Origin of the sequence: Prevotella sp. KH2C16, assembly GCF_900113305.1 — a bacterium.
In the GTDB taxonomy this organism is placed as follows: domain Bacteria; phylum Bacteroidota; class Bacteroidia; order Bacteroidales; family Bacteroidaceae; genus Prevotella.
In genome coordinates, this window is sequence record NZ_FOOW01000056.1 from 1 (window position 1) to 1,459 (window position 1,459).

Consider the following 1,459-nt stretch of genomic DNA (forward strand, 5'->3'; position numbering starts at 1 on the left):
AGTGCAATCGAGCTTGCTTGAATTGCAAAACCGCCGCCCCTATTGTACCTCTTGTACAAATTTAGACAATTATATTCAATCTTGCAAATCTGCCGGTCCAAATTCAAAGTGAAAGGTCTTATTGGTTTTGTCATTGTTTTCTATCTTGATGGATTCCAACTGACCTTCTGAATTATATTCGCTTTCATATGTTTCTTTGATAAGGCTGTTTTTCCTTATATCTTGGAATACGAATGAGGAAATATCTTGTCTTGGGACTTTTCCGTAATAGCCCATTAATATAAGGGGAAAAGGATCCTTTTCTTTGCCATCCAAAAGACGAAACATATAGAATGGAAGCCCGCCGTTGACAGTCGATTCTTTCCACCTACCATATTTTATATAGGCTGTTCCATCCAAAATAAAGAAATAGGGCTCCGTAGTTTCTATCCTTTCCAGTCTGTCTTGATTCCAAATATAATTGCTGAAGTAGTCTTTGGAGTCCAGCCTCATGGTATGCGTTAAACATCTGTTTGAATCATAGATGTATTCGCGCTCATATGGACTTTTAAAACCAAAGTACTGATATTCCCTCACTATTAAACCGTCCTTTACATAATAGACTAAGTTCCCGTCGCTTCTGTAAATAGAGTCTTTGGTTATCCAATAGATGACGGTGTCATTAATTTCTTGACTGATATCTTTTATAAACTCGTTATCAATCCCTACTAATTTATCGGAATCCTTGTAGTAAGCCATATAGCCATCATCCCATGAATATGCACAAAACAAACTCAGCGTATCGTTTCCTATCACAAGGAGTTTATCCGCTGAAGAGATACCTTGCTTGTTGCATGAAGAAAAACATACTAATGTGAGTAAGATAAAATATGTAATATATCTCATAATTATTATAATTTTAAAATACTTTCCTTATCCACTTTGCTATCTTATCAAGCCAAGGATTCGAAGTCGTAGAATGTGGTATATTATTGTTTAAAGTTTTTACAACGCCTGTATCTGGATTGTATAATTTCAAAGTCCAATTAGGTGTTACTAAAAATGATTTTAATTTTGTCCGGTTAGCTTCGCTAATATCGTCAGGCAAATGGTATGCTTTATTTCTGGCGAGTTCGCCTTTCCATTCCTTGTTCTTGTATTTATTAAATTGATTACCTGAGAATTCATTATTCCAATCTATATTTTTCTTTCTATCAATTAATTTGTCTTGTTTCGCGGCATGTGTATGTACAGAGGCCACTATACCCAAAGCAACATCCTTGATGTCGCTATAGTCGATTTTATATTGGTCTCTTAAAGAAACAGAAGCTTTCGATCCCCTTATAGGTTTCCTATATGTATAATATTTTCTTCCTTCTACATCTTTTACGCGAGTTCGGGATAAGAAAAGCATTATAAAAGTTGGTAATCTCGCCAATATTTTGTACCTTTATAGGTGAAAATCAACAAGTTACAAAAC

At 34.9% G+C, this 1,459-nt stretch carries 2 protein-coding genes; both read right to left on the reverse strand.

Annotated features, from left to right (window positions below):
- Positions 1–75 precede the first annotated feature (75 nt).
- Positions 76–885 (reverse strand): hypothetical protein, encoded by an 810-nt coding sequence (locus BM114_RS14010; RefSeq protein WP_143089362.1) that lies wholly within the window; start codon positions 883–885, stop codon positions 76–78.
- Between the two features lie 13 nt (positions 886–898).
- The gene (locus BM114_RS14015; protein ID WP_143089363.1) at positions 899–1,417 is read right to left on the reverse strand and encodes a DUF4329 domain-containing protein; all 519 of its coding nucleotides are present in this window, start codon (positions 1,415–1,417) and stop codon (positions 899–901) included.
- Positions 1,418–1,459 lie beyond the last annotated feature (42 nt).

Coding starts and splice junctions, on each gene's coding strand:
- BM114_RS14010 (WP_143089362.1), bottom strand. CDS start 885: ATGAGATATATTACATATTTTATCTTACTCACATTAGTATGTTTTTCT.